General features: G+C 68.9%; 15 protein-coding genes. 9 read left to right on the forward strand and 6 right to left on the reverse strand.

Going from position 1 to position 20,970, the window contains the following annotated elements; all coding sequences use genetic code 11:
* Positions 1-146 precede the first annotated feature (146 nt).
* Both ACFVHY_RS16530 and ACFVHY_RS16535 read left to right on the forward strand, forming a co-directional pair.
* On the forward strand, positions 147-1,385 hold the full coding sequence (locus tag ACFVHY_RS16530) for a cytochrome P450 (protein WP_390273824.1): 1,239 nt from the start codon (positions 147-149) through the stop codon (positions 1,383-1,385).
* A 151-nt stretch (positions 1,386-1,536) separates the two neighbouring features.
* On the forward strand, positions 1,537-2,835 hold the full coding sequence (locus ACFVHY_RS16535; protein ID WP_390273767.1) for a TerD family protein: 1,299 nt from the start codon (positions 1,537-1,539) through the stop codon (positions 2,833-2,835).
* Between the two features lie 31 nt (positions 2,836-2,866).
* Here the strand turns inward: ACFVHY_RS16535 and ACFVHY_RS16540 are convergent, their stop codons facing one another.
* Positions 2,867-3,643, reverse strand: coding sequence for a DUF427 domain-containing protein (locus ACFVHY_RS16540; RefSeq protein ID WP_390273770.1), 777 nt, complete (start codon positions 3,641-3,643; stop codon positions 2,867-2,869).
* Positions 3,644-3,811: 168 nt separating this feature from the next.
* On the opposite strand from ACFVHY_RS16540, the gene ACFVHY_RS16545 reads away from it, so the two are divergent.
* The 3 genes from ACFVHY_RS16545 to ACFVHY_RS16555 all read left to right on the forward strand — a co-directional run bounded on the left by ACFVHY_RS16545 (position 3,812) and on the right by ACFVHY_RS16555 (position 6,820).
* Positions 3,812-4,366: a DUF6328 family protein gene (locus ACFVHY_RS16545; RefSeq protein ID WP_390273772.1), complete on the forward strand. Its 555-nt coding sequence runs from the start codon at positions 3,812-3,814 to the stop codon at positions 4,364-4,366.
* A gap of 31 nt (positions 4,367-4,397) precedes the next feature.
* Positions 4,398-5,294 carry an MBL fold metallo-hydrolase gene (locus ACFVHY_RS16550; RefSeq protein ID WP_390273774.1) on the forward strand — a complete coding sequence of 299 codons (897 nt, stop codon included), beginning with the start codon at positions 4,398-4,400 and terminating at the stop codon, positions 5,292-5,294.
* A gap of 89 nt (positions 5,295-5,383) precedes the next feature.
* Positions 5,384-6,820, forward strand: a complete 1,437-nt coding sequence (locus tag ACFVHY_RS16555) for a CHAD domain-containing protein (RefSeq protein WP_390273777.1) — start codon at positions 5,384-5,386, stop codon at positions 6,818-6,820.
* An 8-nt stretch (positions 6,821-6,828) separates the two neighbouring features.
* Here ACFVHY_RS16555 and ACFVHY_RS16560 read toward each other — a convergent pair whose 3' ends face one another.
* Positions 6,829-8,343 carry a Mur ligase family protein gene (locus ACFVHY_RS16560; protein ID WP_390273779.1) on the reverse strand — a complete coding sequence of 505 codons (1,515 nt, stop codon included), beginning with the start codon at positions 8,341-8,343 and terminating at the stop codon, positions 6,829-6,831.
* A 279-nt stretch (positions 8,344-8,622) separates the two neighbouring features.
* Between ACFVHY_RS16560 and ACFVHY_RS16565 the strand changes: the two genes are divergently transcribed.
* The 3 genes from ACFVHY_RS16565 to katG all read left to right on the forward strand — a co-directional run bounded on the left by ACFVHY_RS16565 (position 8,623) and on the right by katG (position 12,548).
* Positions 8,623-9,639: a ferritin-like domain-containing protein gene (locus tag ACFVHY_RS16565; protein ID WP_390273781.1), complete on the forward strand. Its 1,017-nt coding sequence runs from the start codon at positions 8,623-8,625 to the stop codon at positions 9,637-9,639.
* 193 nt (positions 9,640-9,832) lie between these two features.
* Positions 9,833-10,276, forward strand: coding sequence for a Fur family transcriptional regulator (locus tag ACFVHY_RS16570; RefSeq protein WP_058249784.1), 444 nt, complete (start codon positions 9,833-9,835; stop codon positions 10,274-10,276).
* A 46-nt stretch (positions 10,277-10,322) separates the two neighbouring features.
* A complete protein-coding gene (gene katG / locus ACFVHY_RS16575; protein WP_390273783.1) occupies positions 10,323-12,548 on the forward strand; it encodes a catalase/peroxidase HPI in 2,226 nt (741 codons plus the stop codon).
* Between the two features lie 78 nt (positions 12,549-12,626).
* On the opposite strand, the gene ACFVHY_RS16580 is transcribed toward katG, so the two are convergent.
* A complete protein-coding gene (locus tag ACFVHY_RS16580; protein WP_390273786.1) occupies positions 12,627-16,880 on the reverse strand; it encodes an AMP-binding protein in 4,254 nt (1,417 codons plus the stop codon).
* 28 nt (positions 16,881-16,908) lie between these two features.
* Positions 16,909-17,997 (reverse strand): alpha/beta hydrolase, encoded by a 1,089-nt coding sequence (locus tag ACFVHY_RS16585; protein WP_390273788.1) that lies wholly within the window; start codon positions 17,995-17,997, stop codon positions 16,909-16,911.
* 164 nt (positions 17,998-18,161) lie between these two features.
* Between ACFVHY_RS16585 and ACFVHY_RS16590 the strand changes: the two genes are divergently transcribed.
* Entirely contained in the window at positions 18,162-18,638 is a 477-nt protein-coding gene (locus ACFVHY_RS16590) for a cupin domain-containing protein (protein ID WP_058249779.1), read from the forward strand.
* A 32-nt stretch (positions 18,639-18,670) separates the two neighbouring features.
* Here ACFVHY_RS16590 and ACFVHY_RS16595 read toward each other — a convergent pair whose 3' ends face one another.
* Positions 18,671-19,993, reverse strand: coding sequence for an amidohydrolase family protein (locus tag ACFVHY_RS16595; protein ID WP_390273790.1), 1,323 nt, complete (start codon positions 19,991-19,993; stop codon positions 18,671-18,673).
* Positions 19,990-20,955 carry a PDR/VanB family oxidoreductase gene (locus ACFVHY_RS16600; protein WP_390273792.1) on the reverse strand — a complete coding sequence of 322 codons (966 nt, stop codon included), beginning with the start codon at positions 20,953-20,955 and terminating at the stop codon, positions 19,990-19,992. The genes ACFVHY_RS16595 and ACFVHY_RS16600 overlap by 4 nt, the downstream gene beginning before the upstream one ends.
* Between the last annotated feature and the right edge of the window lie 15 nt (positions 20,956-20,970).

Genomic DNA, 20,970 nt, shown 5'->3' on the forward strand with positions numbered 1-20,970 from the left:
TCGGACGCTGCTCACGTACGGGAGACAGGCGAAATACGGTCAGGTTCGTCATTCCGCCGATCTGGAACACGCCGATATCGGACACTCGACAGCGATCGCCCCTCGACGGAAGGACAACGGTGCCGACAAGCAGCGTGGACAAGAGCATGACCGACGACGCCGAGAACATCTTCGCTGACGCCAGGGCCTACACCGACGAGCCGCGACTGCACGCCGCAATGGCCCACTTGCGGGCACACAATCCGGTTCCGCGCGTCGACCACGGCCCCTACCGGCCGTTCTTCGCCATCACCAAGCACGCCGACATCATGGACATCGAGCGCGACAACAACCTGTGGCTCAGCGAGCCGCGTCCGGTGTTGACCACCGCGGCCGCCGACGATGTGGCACGTGCTCAGCTGGAGTCCGGTGCCGGACTGCGCACCCTGATCCACATGGACGACCCGCACCACCGCAAGGTCCGCGCCATCGGCGCCGACTGGTTCCGCCCGAAAGCCCTGCGCGACTTGCAGGCCCGCGTCGACGAGCTCGCGATGCGCTACGTCGACCGGATGCGCGACATCGGACCCGAGTGCGACTTCGTCGAAGAGGTCGCGGTCGGCTTCCCGCTGTACGTGATCCTGTCGCTGCTGGGCCTCCCCGAAGAGGACTTCCCGCGGATGCACCAACTGACGCAGGAGTTGTTCGGCGCCGACGACGTCGAATACCGGCGAGGGGCAACGCTCGAGGAACGGATGGCGACACTGCTGGACTTCTTCGCCTACTTCAACAAGCTGACCGCGTCCCGACGCGCTCACCCGACCGAGGACCTGGCCTCGGCCATCGCCAACGGCCTCATCGACGGCGAGCCCCTGTCCGACGTCGACACCGCGTCGTACTACGTGATCGTGGCCAGCGCCGGGCACGACACCACCAAGGACGCGATCTCCGGCGGCCTCCGGGCGCTGATCGAGAACCCCGGTGAACTCGAACGACTTCGACACGAGCCCGAACTCGTGGGGACCGCGGTCGAGGAGATGATCCGGTGGACCACACCGGTGAAGGAGTTCATGCGCACCGCTGCCGAGGACACCTCGGTGCGCGGTGTGCCCATCGCCAGGGGCGAATCCGTCTATCTCGCCTACACTTCGGGCAATCGGGACGAGGACGTCTTCGACGACCCGTTCACCTTCGACATCGGCCGGTTCCCCAACAAGCATCTGTCGTTCGGCTACGGCGTCCACTTCTGTCTCGGCGCCGCTCTGGCCCGGATGGAGATGCGGAGCTTCTTCGCCGAACTGATCCCGCGGCTCCACTCCATCGAACTGGCCGGCACGCCAGAACTGGCCGCGACCGTGTTCGTCGGCGGTCTCAAACACCTGCCGATCCGGTATTCGCTGCGCTGAGCTGCGCTCCGGCGCACGCACCGGACAAGCGTTGTGCCGGTGCGTCATTCCGACAGCCGACAGACCGCGGTCCCGGTCGGCCGACGGCGCGCCCGGTGGCGGCACCTCGCTTACCATCGGGGCTGTCCAGCCACCATCCCGAGGAGTCGTTGTGCACGAGCTCACCAAGGGCTCCAAGACCACCCTGAGCACGACCGCGCACCTCGTCGAGATCGCGAGCGCGTCGCCCGACGACGTCGACCTCATCGCCGTGCTCCTGACGGCGGGCGACAGGGTCCGCACCGACGACGACCTGATCTTCTTCAACAACCCGGCTTCCTCCGGAGTTCGGCTCCGAGGGTCGAGTTCGTGTGCGGTCGACCTGACGTCGGTACCCGCCGACGTCGAGCGGGTCGTCGTCGCGGCGAGTACCGAGGCGCAGCACAAGACATTCGAGCAGATCGGTTCGCTGACGGTGACCATCTCGGGTTCGGGCACGTGGACGTTCACTCCACCGGATCCCGGAACCGAGACGGTCCTGCAGCTGGTGGGGTTCTACCGCCGGAACGGACAGTGGAAGCTCGACGCGATCGGGCAGGGCTACAGCCAGGGGCTGGCGGCATTCGCCACCGACTTCGGGATCACCGTCGACGACGCACCGGAACAACCGCCCGAACGCGTCGCTTCGTCGGCAGGCGCCCCAGTGAACACTGGGCCACAGCAGGTTTCGGCAGCACCGCCGGCCAATCTGTCGAAGGTCAAGGTCTCCATCACGAAGGACTCCCGCGACAAGACCGCGTCGATCGACCTGCGCAAGGGGTCGTCGGACTGGGTTCTCACCGTGGGCCTCGAGTGGGATGGGCGGGGCGCGGAGTACGGGGCCGACGGTCGGGTGACGAAGTACGGCAAGGGTGACCTCGACGTGTACTTCTTCTGCCGTGACGAGGTCGCGCATCAGTATGTGGTCATCAGCGGCGAGAAGGGGCATCGTGGCGACCTGCGCAGTTGGCCCTTCATCGAGCACCATGGCGACAGCCGCGGTCCGGGGCGAGGAAAGAAGCCCGCCGTCGAGCAGGTCACGGTCCTGCCGAAGGAGAACGGCGATCTCCTCGTCAACGTCTACCAATCCGTCGACAACGGGGCCGGCGCCATCGACGAGTTCGGCAGGCCCAGAGTGGCGATCCGATACGGCAGACCGGGCAGGGACGGTCTGCCTGGGCCGGACAGCGACGAGATCCTCATCCATGTCGGCAACGGCAAGAACTCGTTCTGGGCGACGGTCGCACACATCGACGTCCAGGACGGTGTGTTGAAGGTCGATGGGACGACCCGCTACAGCAAGTTCTTCTCCGAGCGGATGCCCACCCTCGACCGCACCGGGAAGTGGGTGCGCAGCGCCAAGGAGGCGCCGACCGGACGCAACAAGAAGGCGAGCGGTTCCGGGCTGGACCGCTACGAGGGCGGACTCTGATCTCGATGAGATCGACTCTGCCTCGTGTTGATCACCTTTCGACAGTCAGATCGACCCGCTCGTCGTAGAAGCAGATGAGGTCCCGGACGGGCTCGGCGTCGGTCAGCGGATCGGTGTAGGTCCATGCGACATCGGGAACGACTTCATCGCCGACGACGGCCGACCAGTAGGTCGCATTGCCCTTGTACGCGCACACCGTGACGGTGTCCGACGGCACGAGCAGATCCATCCGGACGTCCTCGCGCGGCAGATAGTGTCGGGGCGGCAGGTGGGTTTCGAGCAGCAGGGTCGGGCGTCGGCTGTCCGCCAGGACCGATCCTCCCACCGATACCACCACATGTCTGACGGTGTCGAGGCAGTCGATGCGCTGAAACGGATCGTGCGGATGACCGATCGCCGTCTGCTCCTCTTCGCGCCACTCGTCGAAGGCCGCCCAGTCCAGCAGGACGTGGCCGGCGAGATCGGCATCCTCCGGACGGAACGCGGCGCCGGCCAGCGTCCGTTCGCCGGCCACGAGGTCGCAGGTCGTACCCGGCGTCGTGTGCACCTCGAACGGATCGACCGGTGTCAGGATCGGCCCGTGATCGTCGGCGGCGTCGACTGCCTGCGCATCGCTCAGCGGCGCAACGACATCGGAGACGGGCACCGCGTAGCATCCGACCACCCGGTAGGGCTCCCACACCTGGATGGCCCTCGCGGAGTCGACGACGACTTCTCCGTCGACCAACGCGCGCACCCGTCGCCGCATGTCCGCCCAGCGCAGTGATCCCAGCTGGGACATCGTGAACTCATCCATCGATGTGGCCATGGTCCGATCGTCCTCCGGTTACGCCGCGCGCGCCAGGCCACATCGGGTTGCTCGCAGTTCCACGGGACGTCGGCCGCGATCGACGTTCCCGACCGTCCGTCGTGGCAGTAACCGCTTCGAGACTCCACCGCACGGCTCGACGAGACCAACCGGTGCGACGATGAGCAGGTGACCAGTCCGCCGGACACCCACCGCACCGGACCCGGCGCCGACGACGCCGCGTGGAATCACGCCCAGCGCGACGAAACGGAAACCCAACGGCTGGATCGCAATTGGAATTCACTGCTGCAAGAGCTGCGGGTCGTGCAGACCGGCGTGCAGATCCTGACCGGGTTCCTGCTCACCCTCCCATTTCACGACGGCTTCGAGGAACTCGGCGGCACTCTGCGAGTGATCTACCTGATCACGGTGTCGTGCGCGGTGGGCGCCGCGATCCTCCTGGCGGCGCCCGTGGCGCTGCACCGGGCCCTGTTCCGTCAGCACCAGCTCGCGCTGATCGTCACCTGTGCGCACTACCTCTCGTTCGCCGGTCTCGGCCTGCTGGGACTCGCCCTGTCCGGTGCGGTCACCGTCGTCTTCGGGGCGACCGCCGGACCGGTTCCGTCGGCGGTCGCGGGCATCGTCACCCTCGTGACGTTCTCTCTCGCGTGGCTGATCGTGCCGCTGTGGCTTCGCGCGGTGACCGGCGCACGGGATGACTCCGTCGACGAACCCCGCCGTTGACAGCATTCCCACGCCGGGGTACGCAGTCGACGTGACCCTCGCACCGAGTTTCATCGAGAACCGCTACGACGAGGTGACCGTGCTCGCGTCATCGCGTGGCGGCGCGTTTCCCTACGGCAACACGGTCGTGGTCCGCGGCTCCGCCGGGACCCTGGTGGTCGATCCCTCCCTCGAGGTCGATCACGATCCCGTGCATCCCGACGCGGTGATGATCAGCCACGCCCACGAGGACCACATCGCCGGCCTCCGGCACTTCTCCGCGGACAAGTTCGCCCATCACGCCGACGTCGACGGCGTGCGATCCCTGCAGGTCCTCCTCGACAACTACGGCCTGACCGACGAGGAGAGGGCCGGCGTCGACGCCCAGATCGGCGACACCTTCCGGTTGACGTCCGGCTTCCCCGAGGCCGCCGGGGTCGAGGACGGACACGCCTTCGAACTCGGCGGGGTCACCGCGACGGTCGTCCACCTGCCCGGGCACACCGCCGGGCATTCCGGCATCCTCGTCGAACCCACGGGCTTTCTCTATCTCGCCGACATCGACCTCACCTCGTTCGGACCGATGTACGGTGACCTGGGGAGCAGCGTCGACGACTACCTCGCGTCGATCGCGCGAGTGCGCGACATCGACGCCCGCTGGTACGGCACCTTCCATCAGAAGGGCGTGGTCACCGGCGCCGACGAGTTCCGCTCCCGTCTCGCCGACTACGAGGCCGTCATCCATCGACGCGAGGAACGCCTGCTGGAGTTGCTGCGCCGCCCACTCACGGTCGAGGGGATCGCCACCGAGCGGCTGGTGTATCGCCCGCATGTCCAGCTGCCCTTCGTCGACGCGGTGGAGAAACGGACGGCCGAACTCCACCTCGAACGGCTCCTGCGCCACGGCCAGGTCACGCGTTCCGAGGACGGTTTCTACCACCGCTCGTAGGGCAACCGTTCCGCTCCGCGACGTTTACCGAATGTCCGGTTCGGACACCCTCGGTGTGTCAGCGACACAGTGAGAGTGAGGAGCGAGGAGTGCACACCGACACCACCTGCGCGGACACCTGGGATTTCGGTCTCGACAGCGCCATCCCGGACCTCGGTGACCCCGGCGACGTCGAGATCTCGTCGACGGATTTCAGCGACACGTACTACGACACCGAGGACCGGGACCTGCTCGCGCACGGCACCACGGTCGTCTACGTCGACGGGGACGACGGTGACGAGCGTCCGGCCGGCTGGCGGGTCGTGACCCCCTCCCCCGGTGAGGTCATCACCGAACGGATCGACGCCCCCTCGACGGCCGTTCCGCCGACGATCGCCGATGCCCTCTGGGGGCTGAGCGGCGGCAAACCGCTTCGCGTCGCGGCGATCGTCCACACGCACCGAACCCGCCACCGCCATCTCGACGCGAACGGTGAGACGGATTACGAGGTGATCGACGACACCGTCTCCGCAACCGCCACCGGCCCGGTCGCCACCGCCACGTCCTGGCGCGAGGTCGCGGTGCGCTCCGCGTCGTCGGATGCGGTGCCCAAGGGGGTACGCAAACGGATGGTCGGGGCCGGCGCGCGTCCGGCGTCGGCGTCGTCGACGTACGAGCGCGCCATCGGTCACGAGGCACCGCACCGCGCCGGTTCGGCGTCGCCGGCCGCTGCCGCCGCACTGGACTACATCCACGAGCAGATCGCGACCATCTTCGCCGGCGATGTCGCGCTGCGTCGCGGTGAGAACCCGGTGCACGGCGTTCGCGTCGCCATCCGCCGTCTCCGGAGCACGCTGCGGACCGCGGCACCGCTGTTCGAGCCGAGCGGCCTCGTGGGACTCGACGACGAACTTCGATGGTTCGCAGGGGTTCTCGGCGAGGTTCGCGACCGGGAGGTCCTGCGCGCACGATTCGCCACTGCCCTCGCCGAACTGCCCGACGAGCTCGTGCTCGGACCGGTTGCGGCGCGGATCGAGGAGGAACTCTCCGCTCAGCAGCATCACCATCGAGAGAACGTCGCCACCGAGATGACATCGGACCGGTATCGCCGGCTGCTGTCGACCCTCACGACCTGGAACGAGGCGGTCCCGCTCGTCGACGACCAGATCTCGAAGAAGCAGGTCCGTCAGATCGCCACCCGCGCGGCGCGCAAGGCGGACAAGCGATTGAGGCAAGCCCTCGCCTCCGGACACGAGGAGGATCTGCATCGGGCGCGCAAGGCGGCCAAACGGGCCCGTTACGCCGGCGAGCTGGCCACGCCCGTCGTCGGCTCGATCGGTCGCGCGCAGGCCAAGCGCTACAAGAAGATCCAGACCGTCCTGGGAGAACACCAGGATGCCGCCGTTGCCGCCCGCACCCTGCGGGAGCTGGGCGCTGCTGCGGGAATCCGCAAGGGAGAGAACGGTTTCACCTACGGAATCCTGTATCAGCGCGAGCTCCATGCGGCCGCCGCGGCCCGCGACGCCGTGCTGTCCGGCAAGAAGTGATCGCCCGTTCAGTCCGACGTGTCGAGGATCGCGCGCCGTAACTCGGTGTGATCGTCGAAGAACGACGTCTCGGTCCCGTACCTGCGGAAGGTGTCGCTGCCCCGGCCGGTGACCACGACCACGTCGCGGTCACCGGCCATGGACGTGGCCGTCGAGAATGCGCGCCGCCGGTCGGGTTCCTCGATGACGACCGCCGACGCACCCCGGTGCGCGCCGCGGAGCACACTGGCCCGGATCTCGCCGGGGTCCTCGTCCTCGGGGCTTTCGTCGGTGACGATCACGACGTCCGCGTAACGCGCCGCGACCTGCCCCAGGGGTTCTCGTTTCCCTGGATCTCGTCCACCGGTTGCCCCGACCACGACGATGAGACGCCCGTCGTCGGACAACGACCTCAGGTAGGGGAACATCGCGTGCTGTCCCGCTGTGTTGTGCATGTAGTCCACGATGGCGCGATAGGACTGTCCGGCATGCACGGGTTCGCAACGTCCGGCGATACCGGTCACCGAGGAGATGCCCTCGGTCGCAGCGGCGAGATCGACGCCGTCCGCCACCGCGGCGGTCAGTGCCAGTAGAGCGTTGCCGACCTGGTGAGGCCCCAGCACCTGCAGCCCGACCCGGGATCGCCCGTGTGGCGTGTGGACGGTGAACTCGGCGCCGAGACGCCCGGCCCGGATGTCCGTGGCGACGACGTCTGCGTCCGTGCGTCGAGTCGCGCACGTCCAGGTCTCCGTCGTGGTCCCGGCGGCCAGACGCACACCCCAGTGGTCGTCGATGTCGACCACTGCGATCTGCGTCCGCTCGGGCGTGAACATCGCGGCCTTGGTCGCGAAGTAGCCCTCCATCGACTCGTGGTAGTCGAGATGGTCGTCGGACAGGTTGGTGAACGCCATCACGCGGAACGCGGTGCCGTCGACCCTCCCCTGATCGATCGCATGCGAGGAGACCTCCATCGCGCAACAGGTGACGCCGTGGCGTCGGAAGGTCGCCAGAGTGCGCTGCAGCGTGGGCGCCTCCGGCGTCGTGCGGGCGGGGACGACGTCGTACCCGGGGCCCCGGATCCGCGCACCGGAGATGAGCCCGCCCGCCTCCCCCGTCGCCGCGAGGGCCGCATCGACGAAGTGGGTCGTGCTGGTCTTGCCGTTCGTGCCGGTGACACCGAAGATCCGCAGATCACGTGACGGTTCACCGTGAAACCACGAGGTCAGCGGCCCCATGATGCGGCGAGGTTCGTCGACGACCAGAGAAGGCAGGACCGACGACGGGCGGTCGCTGATCACCAGGACGGCACCGGCCGCGGCCACGTCCCGCTCGAAGTCGAGTCCGTGCCAGCGGCGGCCCGGGATGGCCAGATACGCGTCCCCGGGACGGATCGTGCGGGAATCGTCGTCGATGTCGCGGACCACGATCGACCCGGCTTCGATGTCGCCGACGACGGCGGTGCCGAGGTGCTCGGCGATCTGCGCGGCCGTCACGCCGGAACCCACGTCCGGGTCCGACCTGCGAACACTCCGCTCCGGGTCCATCGCGGCGAGGTACCCGTGGCGAGGGCGGATCCAAACGTCGACGTGCGGTGCGGCCGGGCCCGACGCAGGCCCGCTACCACACAAAGCTCGGCAAACGGTCATAGCGCGCGCCCTCATCGGCCGTTGTGACGCGCCTCACAATACGCAGAACCCGCTGTGGCCCAACAAGTTCGAGTCGGTGCGCCGGGTTGATTCACACCGGGGTGTTACATCTGCCCTCGTCGTGGCAACACTCGGGGTGTAGCTGATCCAACCCGTTCAAGAGGGGAGCAAGAACCGATGACCGTTTCCACCACAACCGTTCACCAGCAACTTCGCGCGATCCTCGCGCTGACGCACACCGAGATCCAGATCGCCGAGACCCGGCAGGCCCAGGCCCGCACCGACGCGATCCGTAAGGAACTGGCCCAGAACGCCGAGAACGCCCGCGAGCGCGCACTCACCATCGAGAACGCCCTGCGTGACCGCGGCGGACTCGTCGATGTCGTCCGGCCGGTACTCGGCCGTGTCGGTGCCGTGGCCAAGACGTTGGCCGAGCAGACCCAACCGCTCGACGAGGCCCTGCTCGACGACCTTGCACTAGAGCAGCGACTCGTGGCACGCGCCACATATCTCAAGGCCCTGGCCACCGGCCAGGAGGACCAAGCACTCGTCGGCCTGGCCGACAAGCTCATCGATGCCCACACGGCGACCGTCCACTGGCTCACGACGGTTCTCGCCGAGGAGGCGCTCGGCGGCCCGGCCGCCCTGCGTCGCGGCCCCTCGCAGTGGGCGAGCGGCCTCGCCGCGCACGCCTTGACCGCCCCGGCGCTCGGCGCATCCTGGGCTATCGACCGCACCGCCGAGTTCGCCCGCCAGCTCCCCGACCCTGTGGACACCCTGCGCAGCCGGTTCGGACGAGCAGTCGACGACGCGACCGAGACCGCCTCGCGAGCCGGTGACGCCGTCAGCAACGCCGGTGCCGCGGTGTCGAAGACCGTCGCCGCCGGCCGTGACGCCGCACTCGAGGCAGTCGAGGACAGCGCCCGTGACAGCGGCGCCGAGGGTGCCGCCGACGCGCTCCACCAGCTCCGCGAGATCACCGGAACCGTTGAGGCGGAAGACCTCCCGATCGAAGGCTACGTCGATCTCAACGTCACCGACGCGGTGGCCGCGGTCAAGGAGCTGACCAAGCCGTCCGACCTGCGGGTCACCCTCGCCTACGAAGAGGCACACAAGAACCGCCAGCGCGTGGTCTCCGCAGTCGAGATCCGATTCGCCGAGATCGCGAAGGACCTGGTCGGCATCGACAGCTGATCTGCCGGACCGACCGACCCCGACGGCCGCCATCGACCTGATGGCGGCCGTCGGCCTGTCGGAAGCGTCTGCAGATGTCGCGGAAGGTGGCGCCAGACGCAACGACACACGACAGCTGTGCCGGGCCCCACCCGCTCCCACACGAATTTGGATCAGATCCAGAAAAACCGTGCGAAGACGCGGTGACGCCCCTATGGTGGGGGACGTGGCATCGACATCGGACCATGCCCAGCAACTCCGGGCCGCAGATCTTCGTGTCACCCAGCCTCGGGTGACGGTGATGGCCGCCGTCGACAAGCACCCGCATGCCGACACGGACACCATCTATCACGCGGTACGCGAAACCCTGCCCACCGTCTCACGTCAGGCCGTCTACGATGTGTTGCACGCCCTGACCGAGCGCGGGCTCATCCGCCGCATCCAACCCTCGGGTTCGGTGTCGCGCTACGAGTTTCGCACCGGAGACAATCACCACCACGTCGTCTGCCGCGCCTGCGGTGTCATTGCCGACGTGGATTGTGCAATCGGGGAAGCCCCATGCCTGACCCCATCAGAAGACCACGGTTTCGCACTCGACGAGGCCGAGGTCATCTTCTGGGGTCTGTGCCCTGATTGCCTCAGCAAGGCCCCGACCTGATCACCTCCGGTGATCGCAGCCTGTCAGTCCCCTCGAAAGGAATGTCGTGACCTCCGACAGCCGCCCGCCCAACTCAGACGCCGACACCGCAAGTGCCAGCGAGAGCGAGAACCCGGCGATCCCCTCGCCGAAGCCGAAAGCGCATGCGCCGCTGACCAACAAGGACTGGTGGCCCGAGCAGATCGACCTCTCGATCCTGCACGCCCATTCCTCGCTGTCCAACCCGCTCGGCGAGGACTTCGACTACGCAACGGAATTCGAGAAGCTCGACGTCGAGGCCCTGAAGGCCGACCTGGTCTCGCTGATGACCACGTCCCAGGACTGGTGGCCCGCCGACTACGGCCACTACGGTGGCCTGTTCATCCGTATGAGCTGGCACGCCGCCGGTACCTACCGCATCTTCGACGGCCGCGGTGGCGGCGGCCAGGGCGCTCAGCGGTTCGCCCCGCTGAACAGCTGGCCGGACAATGCCAACCTGGACAAGGCCCGTCGCCTGCTCTGGCCCATCAAGCAGAAGTACGGCACCAAGCTGTCCTGGGCCGACCTGCTGGTGTTCGCGGGCAACGTCGCACTGGAGTCCATGGGCTTCAAGACCTTCGGCTTCGGCTTCGGCCGCGAGGACATCTGGGAGCCCGAGGAGGTGTTCTGGGGCCCGGAGGACGCCTGGCTCGGCACCGACAAGCGCTACTCCGGCGAACGTGAGCTCGCCCAGCCCCTCGGCGCCACCACGATGGGTCTCATCTACGTCAATCCCGAAGGTCCCGAAGGCAAGCCGGACCCGATCGCCGCCGCCGAGGACATCCGCGAGACCTTCGGTCGGATGGCGATGAACGACGAAGAGACGGCCGCCCTCATCATCGGCGGCCACAGCTTCGGCAAGACCCACGGCGCCGGCGACGCCGACCTCATCGGGCCCGAGCCCGAGGGCGCCCCGATCGAACAGCAGGGCCTGGGCTGGAAGTCGGGCTACGGCAAGGGCAAGGCCGAGGACACGATCACCAGTGGTCTCGAGGTCGTCTGGACGTCCACCCCGACCCAGTGGGGCAACGGATTCCTCCAGAACCTCTACGGTTACGAGTGGGAGCTCACCAAGAGCCCCGCCGGCGCCTGGCAGTACGTCGCGAAAGACGGTGCGGGAGCAGGGACGATCCCCGATCCGTTCGGCGGTCCCGGTCGCGCGCCCACCATGCTGGTGACCGACGTCGCGCTGCGCGAGTCCCCCATCTACGCCGACATCACCCGCCGGTGGCTCGACCATCCCGAGGAGCTCGCCGAGGCCTTCGCCAAGGCGTGGTACAAGCTGCTGCACCGAGACATGGGTCCGGTCAGCCGTTACCTCGGCCCGTGGGTTCCCGAGCCGCAGATCTGGCAGGACCCGGTGCCCGCGGTCGATCACGAACTGATCGACGCCGACGACATCGCCTCTCTCAAGGGCACGTTGCTCGATGCGCTGTCCCCGACGCAGCTCATCAAGACGGCCTGGGCGTCGGCGGCCAGCTTCCGCAGCACCGACAAGCGGGGCGGTGCCAACGGCGCCCGCATCCGTCTCGAGCCGCAGAAGAACTGGGAGATCAACGAACCCGGCGAGCTCGCCAAGGTACTGCCGGTTCTCGAGCAGGTCCAGAAGGACTTCAACGACTCGGCATCGGGCGGCAAGAAGGTCTCGCTGGCCGACATCATCATCCTCGGCGGTGCGGCGGCGATCGAAAAGGCCGCCGAGGCAGCCGGTTTCCCGGCCACCGTGCCGTTCAGCCCCGGCCGGACGGACGCCTCGCAGGAGAGCACCGACGTCGACTCGTTCGAGGTCCTCGAACCGCGCGCCGACGGGTTCCGCAACTTCAGCAAGGACGGCGAGAAGACTCCGCTGGAGTCGCTGCTCCTCGACCGTGCCTACATGCTGGACCTCACCGCGCCGGAGCTGACCGTCCTCGTCGGTGGTCTCCGCGTGCTCGACACCAATTACGGTGGCAGCAAGCACGGCGTGTTCACCGACCGGCCCGGCGTCCTGTCGACGGACTTCTTCCGCAACATCATCGACATGAACACCGAGTGGAAGAGCGGTTCCGACGAGAACGTCTACGAGGGAACCGACCGCGCCACCGGCGAGAAGAAGTGGACGGCAACGGCTGCCGACCTCGTGTTCGGCTCGCACTCGCAGCTGCGCGCACTCTCCGAGGTCTACGCGCAGGACGACTCGGCGGAGCGTTTCGTCAACGACTTCGTCAAGGCGTGGGTGAAGGTCTCGGACAACGATCGGTTCGATCTGGCCTGATCCGTCATCTCACGATCGAGAACACCCCGCGGGCACCTCGCCCGCGGGGTGTTCTGCTCTGCCGGTGAGGTTCTCGAATCACCGTTCCCGCAGGCACGCGACGACCTCGGCGAGCACCTGCTCGACCCGGGACGCCGCGAGCGCGGAGGCCGCGCCGGTCACCAGGACCTGCAGTTCCCCCTGTTCGGTCGGCGAGCCCTCGATCTGCAGCATCCATCGCGTGGTCCGCGGCGGGAACACGTAGAGGTGACCGCCCACGCTCGGGCGGGTGATCGTCGGGGTCCAGCCGAGAAGCACCGGCACCGGGAAGAGGCGCCCGTCGACGACCGGCCGGCCCAGTAGGTCCAGCACGTCCTCCATGGGCCCGGTCGCCGCGGCGATGCACCGACGGACCCGCTCGACCGAGCCGCGGACGTCCTCGCGGGCGTCGAGCGGCGTGACCGCAGCGACGACGAAGTCGCCCACGGTGTCCTCGGCACCCGCCGGTCGCGTCGACGCCGCGGTGGCCGCCATCACCCGGTCGTGTCCGGTCAGTCGCGCGAGCGCCTCCGACACCGATCTCCCGAATACCTCGAACGGGGTCATGCCCTGCTCGGACGCACCGGCACGGAACCGTGCGTAGACGTCGGCGTCGACGAGTGCCCGGCGACGAACCGCCGTGGACTGCGCACAGGAGACGGGGTCCAGCCCGTCCAGGGTGAAGGAGCGCGCGGGCGCGTTGCCGAGCAGTCGGTGCCACGACCGGCCGTCCATGTCGTCGTCAGTGCGTCGTACGGACGGCGAGATGGCTTGCACCGCCGGGACATCCACTCCGCGGGCGATCAGGTCCGCCTCCCGGGCCAGTGTTCCGAGCGAGTGACCGTCGACCGCGATGTGATGGAACACCGCGACAGCGGCCATCACACCGCCGTCGGCATCCGACACGATGCGGACGCAGAACGGCGGTGCGACCCGGACGTCGAGCGACGCCGACATCTGATCGGCGTGTGCGCGTAGGCTCTCGCGCCCGGGATTCTGGTTCGCGTCCGAAACCACCTGCACGCCAACGTCGACCGCGGCGTCGGTGCCGCCGGCCAGCGCCCGCTGGACCGGCCCGGCGGGGGTGTCCGGATAGCTCGACCGCAGGGCGGGATGCCGATCGACCAAGGCGCGGAGCAATTCTCGCAGTTCGGCAGCGGTGGGCCGCCCGGTCTCGGGTGGAACCCATCCGACGCGGACCAGCTGCCCGTGCGGGTGTCCCGGCGCGCGTTCGATCGTCCGTTCCGCCGACGTGAGCGGACGATCGACGTCCGATGCGGTCGGTCGCCGTACGGTGACGTCCGGGCGCACCGGCTCGACCATCCGCTCGGCCAGCGTCTCCAGGTCGGGCGCGGTGAGCACGTCGTCGGGCCCGATCTCGGAATGTCCTGCCGCGATCAGCGATCCGACGACCCGCATGACCGCCAGGGAGTCGCCGCCCTGCTCGAGGAAGCCGGCGAACAGATCGACCTCATCAGTGCCCAGCGCCTCGCCCACGACCCGAACCAGCAGGGTCTCGTGCGAGTCGGCGGGTCCGCGCGCCGACCGGCGACCGGGGAGCGGGTGGTCCGCGAGCTTTCCGACGTCGAGCTTGCCGTTGCCGGTACGGGGCAGCGCGTCGATGCCGACGATGAGCGCGGGCACCATGTACGACGGCAGGACACCGGCGACCGCGCGACGCAGCCCGGGTGCGTCGACATCCGTTCCGGTGCCCTGCGGCACGACGAATGACACCAGAGCGGTACGGCCCGACGGCAACTCGCGGAGAATCGTCGCGGAACTCCGCACGTCGGTACATCGTCCGAGCGCGGCGTCGATCTCGGTGAGTTCGATGCGCAAGCCCCGCAGGGTGATCTGTCCGTCGCGGCGTCCGAGCAGTCGGATCTCACCGGCCTCCGTCCACTGGGCCAGGTCGCCGGTCCGGTACATCACCTCCCCGGCCGGGAACGTGCTCTGCACGAAGGCCTCCGCCGTGGACGCCGGGTCGTCGAGATAGCCGTCGGCCAATTGCGGTCCCGCACAGTGGAGCGTGCCGATCGCCCCGGGAGGTTGTGGCCGGCCGAGTCGGTCCAGGACCGCCTCGTCGACTCCGACCATCGGCGGGCCGACGGTGATCGCCTCGCCCGGCGACAGCGGTGCGGAGATGTTGATGCTGCACCGGGCTTCGGTGGGCCCGTATGCATTTCGTAGCCGGACGCGACCCGACCAGCGGTCGACCACCCGCGGCGACGGCGGTTCGCCACCGACGATCACCTGCACCAGGTCGTCGGCCAGATCCAGGGGCAGGGTGTCGAGGACCGACGGCGTGACGATGAGGTGACTGACGCGATGCCGTCGGATCAGGTGCGCCAGGGCATCACCGCCGGGTGCCGACCGCGGCGCGACGACGACGGTCGCCCCGCCGACCACCCCGCACAGCATCTCGACGATCCCGGTGTCGAAGGTCGGGGACGACGCGTGCAGGATGCGTGACCCGGGTGCGAGCGCGTACGTCTGTCGGATCTCCGCGATCAGGGCGGGCAGGCCACGGTGGGGCATGATCACGCCTTTGGGCGTTCCGGTGGATCCGGACGTGAACAGCAGGTAGGCGGCATCGGCGGGTCCGCGTTCCAGGCCTGGCCACCGATCGGCGAGCGGGGAGTCGGGGTCGTCGTGTTCGAGGTCGAGCCACCGGATCGACCCGGGGCGTGGGGCGCCCCGCACGCACAATCCGACCGTCGCGCCGGAGCGCTCGAGCAGATTTCGCGTTCGCGCCTCCGGTGCGAACAGGTCACCGACCGGCACCCATACGCCGCCCGCACACAGCACCGACCAGAACGCGACGACGGAGGTCACCGACCGCTCGATGGACACCGCCACCCGGTCGCCCGCACCGACCCCGGCCGCCACGAGCAACCGGGTCCCGCGATCCACCCGGCGCGCGAACTCGCGTCGGGACACCGACACCTCACCGTCGATGATCGCGATGGCCTCCGGGTCCGACGACCAGTGGTCCTCGAGGTGGCTCACGGTCGGTGTGAATGGCGGTGCCGGCGGTCCGCTCCGGCACCGGAAGCGCTCCCACTCCCCCTCGACGAACACCGAATCGTCGGGAACCGTTGGACCGCCGTCCAGTTCGCGCAAGGTGGCGGTGAGGTGCCGGTCGAAACGGCGGGCGAGGGTGGCCAGCGCATCGGTGTCGACGACGGCGGCCGGGGCCTCCCAGGTCACCGCCCGGCGACCGTTCTGATCGGCGGGGTGCAGGGTGACCGCGACGTCGGAGATCGGTCCGGTCCGCATCACCTCCAGTCCCCAGAGCAAACCGTCGACAGCGGGCGGCTCGAAACCCGGCAAGAGGTTGACCACCGCGCCGAAGCCGTTGAGCCCGCGCTGGTTCCGCAGCATGTCCTCGCGATGGTAGCGCTGATGGCGCAGTGCCTCGACCAGGGCCGACGACACCTCGGCGAGGGCCTGCCGGGCGTCGCGGTCCCCGATTCCGTCGAGGCGCAACGGCACGACGTTCGAGACAGGCTGCACCGCCCGTAGACGTGCCGCCGAGGTTCGTGCCGCGACCGGGAGACTCAATCCAACGTCCGGAGTGTCGAGGAGCCGGGCGCACAGGCCAGCGAACGCGGCGACGAACTCGGCCGACGACGCGGTGCGCGGACTGGTCAGGGTTTCGGTGACGCGCGTGATCGACGACGTGAAACGCGGGACGGAACCGGCCAGCAGGGACGGCTCGAGGCCATCGAGTCGTTCCGCCCAGTGTTGTTCGTCGGTCCCGCGGCGTCGCGAGGCGCGGTACTTGTCCTCTTCGGCCTCGAGTTCGAGGTCGTCGGCGAGGGGCATCTCGTCCGGTCGCGCAGTACCCGCGTAGACAGCGGCGATGTGCGCCATGACCCGCAGGACGCCGGCGCCGTCGGTGAGTACGTGGTGTACCCGCACGATCCACCGGTGGGAGTCGGGAGCGAGGACGTGCAGTTCGCTGCGGAACAGCGGTAGTCCGAGGTCGGCGCCTGCGGGGTCGTCGAGGAAACGCTGCGCACGCGCCTCGCTCTCGGCTGCCGGGTCGGCACACGCGGACAGGTCCACGCACTCCACCGGGTCCAGTCCGGAACCGGCTGGTTGCAGGGGATGCGAATGACCGTCGGCCGGCGAACGATCAGGACTCAGACGTACGTCGCACCAGCCGACGTGGTCGAGCACGGCACCGGCCGTGCGGTGGAGTCGTCCGGCATCGAGCGGGCCGCTCAGGGTCAGGCCGAAGGCGACGACGTGCGAGACCCCGGGATGCAGCAGTTGCGAGAGCCACAGGCCCCGGCGGGTCACGGTCATCGCCGATCGCCTTTCCACTCCCGCGGCGTCACACCCCAAGCGCGCGGGCGAACATCGGCCAGGACTCATGCATCTGGTCCTCCCAGTACCCCCAGGAATGCGTCCCGCTCGCCGGGAGCCGGACGACGGCCGGGATGCGGAGCGCGGCGAGGCGATTTGCCATCGTCACCGTGCACGAACGTGCGGCAGCCTCGGCGAATCCACCGGCCGCGACCTGTTCGGCGAGCTCCCCCACGTTGCCGGCGATCCGCCGGTCGGACAGATTGTCGTGCACACCGGGCAATCCGGTCGCCGCACTGATCCACAGGGCGGGGGTTCGGCGAGCGAGCTTGTAGGCGCTGATCACCGGATCCTGGGCTGCCCACTGCGGGTCCCCGGGCGGGCCGAACATGTTGCTCGCGTCGGCGAGTCCAGGAACGAACACGACGTTGCGCAGCAGCAGCTGCCCGGTGGGTGACGCGGTGTCGGCACATCCAGAGTAGGAGCCCACCGCCCGGTAGAACCCGGGGTGGTTCTCAGCGATCCGCAGCACCGCCGTACCCGCCATCGAGATCCCCGCGACACCGCGCGAGCGTCCCGGGCCGGATCGTCCCCCGTGCGCGTTCTCGAAGGCCGCGGGCAACTCCGAGGTCAGGAAGGTCTCCCACCGCAGGGGCCGGGACGTCTTCACGCCGAAACGGAAGTTCGCGGCCGGGTCGACGCGCCGCCAGTCGGCGTAGTAGCTCGCCGCGCCCCCGATCGGGGCCACGGTCCACACGTTCTTGTTCGCATAGAACGCGTTGGCGTCGGTCGCGTGCGTCCAGTCGTCGCTGTCCTCGCCCCCGGACGATCCGCTGAGCAGGTACATCACCGGTGCGGCCTGGCTCCGGTTCGCGGGCGTCTGGACCAGCGACGGAACCTGGGTCCGCATCGACCGTGACCACACCGACACCACGAGATTGCGGGGCGACACCCAGGTCTCCCGGTATGGCGCGCCGGCCGTCGCCTTGGCGTATCGGACACCGGTGAGGGTGTCCGCCGCCGCTGTTCCCGCGGCGGGCACGAGCACACCCGCCACGCCCATCACCATGGACAGGACGGCGACGCCGACGACCACGACATTCGGCAAGCGAGACATCCGCGGCTCCTCGAGTTCGTACCGAATCATCGCCGACTCGGCCCCGTCATCGTATGCACACCGCTCTGTACCCAGGACCGTTCGGGTCAATCGTCCAGGACTGTTGCACAACAGAATCGGACGAATCGGGTATGAGGTGCGTCGGCCCGACGTACGGTCGGACGATGACACCACTCCTGCGCACCGCCGTCGCGACGCTCGCCGCCGCGGCCGCTCTCCTGACGCCGCTCGCGATGTCGTCGGGGACGGCGAATTCCACGCCCTCGTCCGGAATCTCGGCGGTCAGCCTGGCCAAGGCGGACATCCCGGCCGACCTCCTACCCTTCGTGCCCGACGGCGTCCACGTGGAGGTCCGGGAGATCACCATCGCCCCCGGCGGCACCACCGGGTGGCACTATCACGACGGCCCGCTCTACGGACTGGTCCGGCAGGGCACCCTCACCCACCCCGGCTCCGACTGCAAGCCGGTGGTGTACCGGACCGGCGAGATCATCGCCGAACCCGGGGGCAAGGCGAACACCCACGAGGGGACCAATCTCGGGACCACCCCGGTCGTGCTGGTCGTCCTGTACCTGATGCCACTGAACAAGCCGCTGTCCGAGGACGCACCCGCACCGCCGTGTGCGACGGCCACTTCCTGACGGCGGGCGCTCCTCAGGGAGCAAGCGTTGGCCTACGGGGCGGGACGTTGCCGCCGCGTCAGCAACGTACGGAGTTCGGCTGCGAGCGAACGTGAATCAGCGGTCACGAGTTCTCCGTCGCGTACCACCCACCCGCCGGCGACCATGACGTCGCGGGGTCGTCGGCCCGGGCCGGCCCACAGCAGGCCGTCGACCGGGTCGGTGACCCCGGCGTCGAAGACGTCCGAGCAGTCCCACACGCAGAGGTCGGCGGCGGCACCGGGTCGCAGGTGCCCCAACTCGCTCCGTCCGAGACCTGCCGCCGAGCCCTCGGTGGCCATCGCGAGAACCTCTCGGGCCGTGACGGATTCGCCGATCAATCCCGAGACCTGCACGGCCAGGCGGGCATCGGCGAGTAGGTGCCCGGCGTCGTTGCTCCCGCCGCCGCTGGTGCCGAGTCCCACCCGCACACCCGCGGACATGAGCGCCGCGACCCGCGCGACGCCCCATCCCATCGGCACGTCGCACCCGGGCGCGTGGGTCGCCGACGCTCCCGATCGCGCGACCAGAGTCACTTCGTCGTCGGTGATCTCGCACAGATGCGCCACCGTGACATCGTCGGCGAGCCAACCCCACTCGTCGAGCAACTCGAGGGGACGCCGCCCGTATCGTTCCGCGGCGACCTGCACATCGACCTGCTCGTTCGCCTGCGTACGACGACGCAGGCCGAGTCGGGATGCGACCTCGCCGAGCGTCGCGAAGGTCTCCGGCCCGTCGCTGTGCACGCCCGACGGGCCGACGGCCAGCTGAAGCATCCCGTCCGCGCTCGTGCCGGTTGCCCCCGCACCCAGATGGGTTCGGTGGATGTCCTCGACCGATGCGGCCGCGGCGTGCGGATCGTCGCGAGCAGTGCCCCGGACGAAGACCAATCGCGCACCGACCCGTGCGGCGGCATCGATGGTTCCGCCGGCCAACGCGACCGGGTCCTGACCACCGGGCCAGGTCAGATGATGGTCGGCGACCGTGGTCACACCGCACAGCAGGGACTCCGCGAGCCCGGCAGCCGCTGCCGCGGCGACGAGCTCGGGGTCGACACCGACCGATGAATAGCGTTGCGTCATCAGGCCGAGCCACTGCGGCATCGGTACCGACCGACTCTCCGGACGCGACCGGAACGCGGTCTGCAGCAGATGGTGGTGCGCGTTCACGAGACCGGGCGTGACGACGCACCCCGAGACGTCGACGACCTCGTCCGCAGCGGCCCGGCCGCCGACCGCGGCCCCGATACACCGGTCATCGACCACGACCGGATCGCGCGTGACCGTCGACGCGTCACGTAGGACCGCCACGGCGCCGGTGAGCACCGTGACGGTCACAGCTCGAGCACCAGACGACCGCTCGTACACCGCGACACGCAGATCATCATGGATTCGTTCTCGGACCGCTCCTCCGGCGACAGGATCGAGTCGCGGTGGTCCACCTCGCCGCTGACCACCCCCGTCTCACAGGTTCCGCAGACACCTTCGCGGCACGACGACGGCGCCACCACCCCACGTCCGTCCAGGACGTCGAGGATGGTGCGATCCTGCGGCACCGTCACCGTCACGCCCGAGAAGGCGAGGGAGAGTTCGAACTCCGCGTCAGCCGCGGACTGCGTCGTCGTGGCCGTGAACTTCTCGGCGAACGAGTCCACGGCCGGTTGCGGCTCACACACTTGCGCAACGGCTTCCAGCATCGACGGCGGCCCGCAGGTGTACACGGCGGTGCCGCGGGCGAGCCCGGCCAGGACGCCACCGAGATCCAGGCGGCCCGAGTGGGCCGACTCGTGAACCGTGACCAGTCCGGGGTACCTGGATTCGATCTCGTCGACGAAGGCCATCTCCGCCCGGGACCGTCCGACGTAGACGAGCCGCCACGGCCGCCCGGTACGGCGGGCCTCGTCGACGAGGGCGAGGACGGGGGTGATGCCGATACCACCGGCCACGAACACATAACCGAGTGCACGTGTCAGCGCGAAGTGATTGCGCGGCGGGCTGATCCACACCTCGCCGCCCACCTGGATGTCGTCGTGCACGGAGTCCGAACCGCCCCGGCTGTCGATCCGCCGTTCGACGGCGATCCGGTACGTACTCGTGTCGTCAGGGGAGGAACACAACGAATACTGCCTGACCGGGCCGGCCGGTGTGTGCAGATCGACGTGCGATCCAGCGGTCCAGGACGGCAGCGCGGCGACACCGACCGGCGCGAGGACGAATTCGTCCACCCGACGGGCGAGCCGGCGCCGTGACACCACACGGACACGAAGTCCATCTCGAAGGTCGTTCGCTGACAAAGACATCGGAGATCTCCTAGG

It is taken from the genome of Gordonia sp. NPDC127522 (assembly GCF_042672305.1).
Classification (GTDB): Bacteria; Actinomycetota; Actinomycetes; order Mycobacteriales; family Mycobacteriaceae; genus Gordonia; species Gordonia hongkongensis.

Bases quoted from the DNA above. Each gene is read 5' to 3' on its own strand.
- ACFVHY_RS16530 (WP_390273824.1), top strand. From the start codon at position 147: ATGACCGACGACGCCGAGAACATCTTCGCTGACGCCAGGGCCTACACC.
- ACFVHY_RS16540 (WP_390273770.1), bottom strand. From the start codon at position 3,643: ATGGCCACATCGATGGATGAGTTCACGATGTCCCAGCTGGGATCACTG.
- ACFVHY_RS16560 (WP_390273779.1), bottom strand. From the start codon at position 8,343: ATGGACCCGGAGCGGAGTGTTCGCAGGTCGGACCCGGACGTGGGTTCC.
- ACFVHY_RS16565 (WP_390273781.1), top strand. From the start codon at position 8,623: ATGACCGTTTCCACCACAACCGTTCACCAGCAACTTCGCGCGATCCTC.
- ACFVHY_RS16570 (WP_058249784.1), top strand. From the start codon at position 9,833: ATGGTGGGGGACGTGGCATCGACATCGGACCATGCCCAGCAACTCCGG.
- ACFVHY_RS16580 (WP_390273786.1), bottom strand. From the start codon at position 16,880: ATGACCGTGACCCGCCGGGGCCTGTGGCTCTCGCAACTGCTGCATCCC.
- ACFVHY_RS16585 (WP_390273788.1), bottom strand. From the start codon at position 17,997: ATGTCTCGCTTGCCGAATGTCGTGGTCGTCGGCGTCGCCGTCCTGTCC.
- ACFVHY_RS16590 (WP_058249779.1), top strand. From the start codon at position 18,162: ATGACACCACTCCTGCGCACCGCCGTCGCGACGCTCGCCGCCGCGGCC.
- ACFVHY_RS16600 (WP_390273792.1), bottom strand. From the start codon at position 20,955: ATGTCTTTGTCAGCGAACGACCTTCGAGATGGACTTCGTGTCCGTGTG.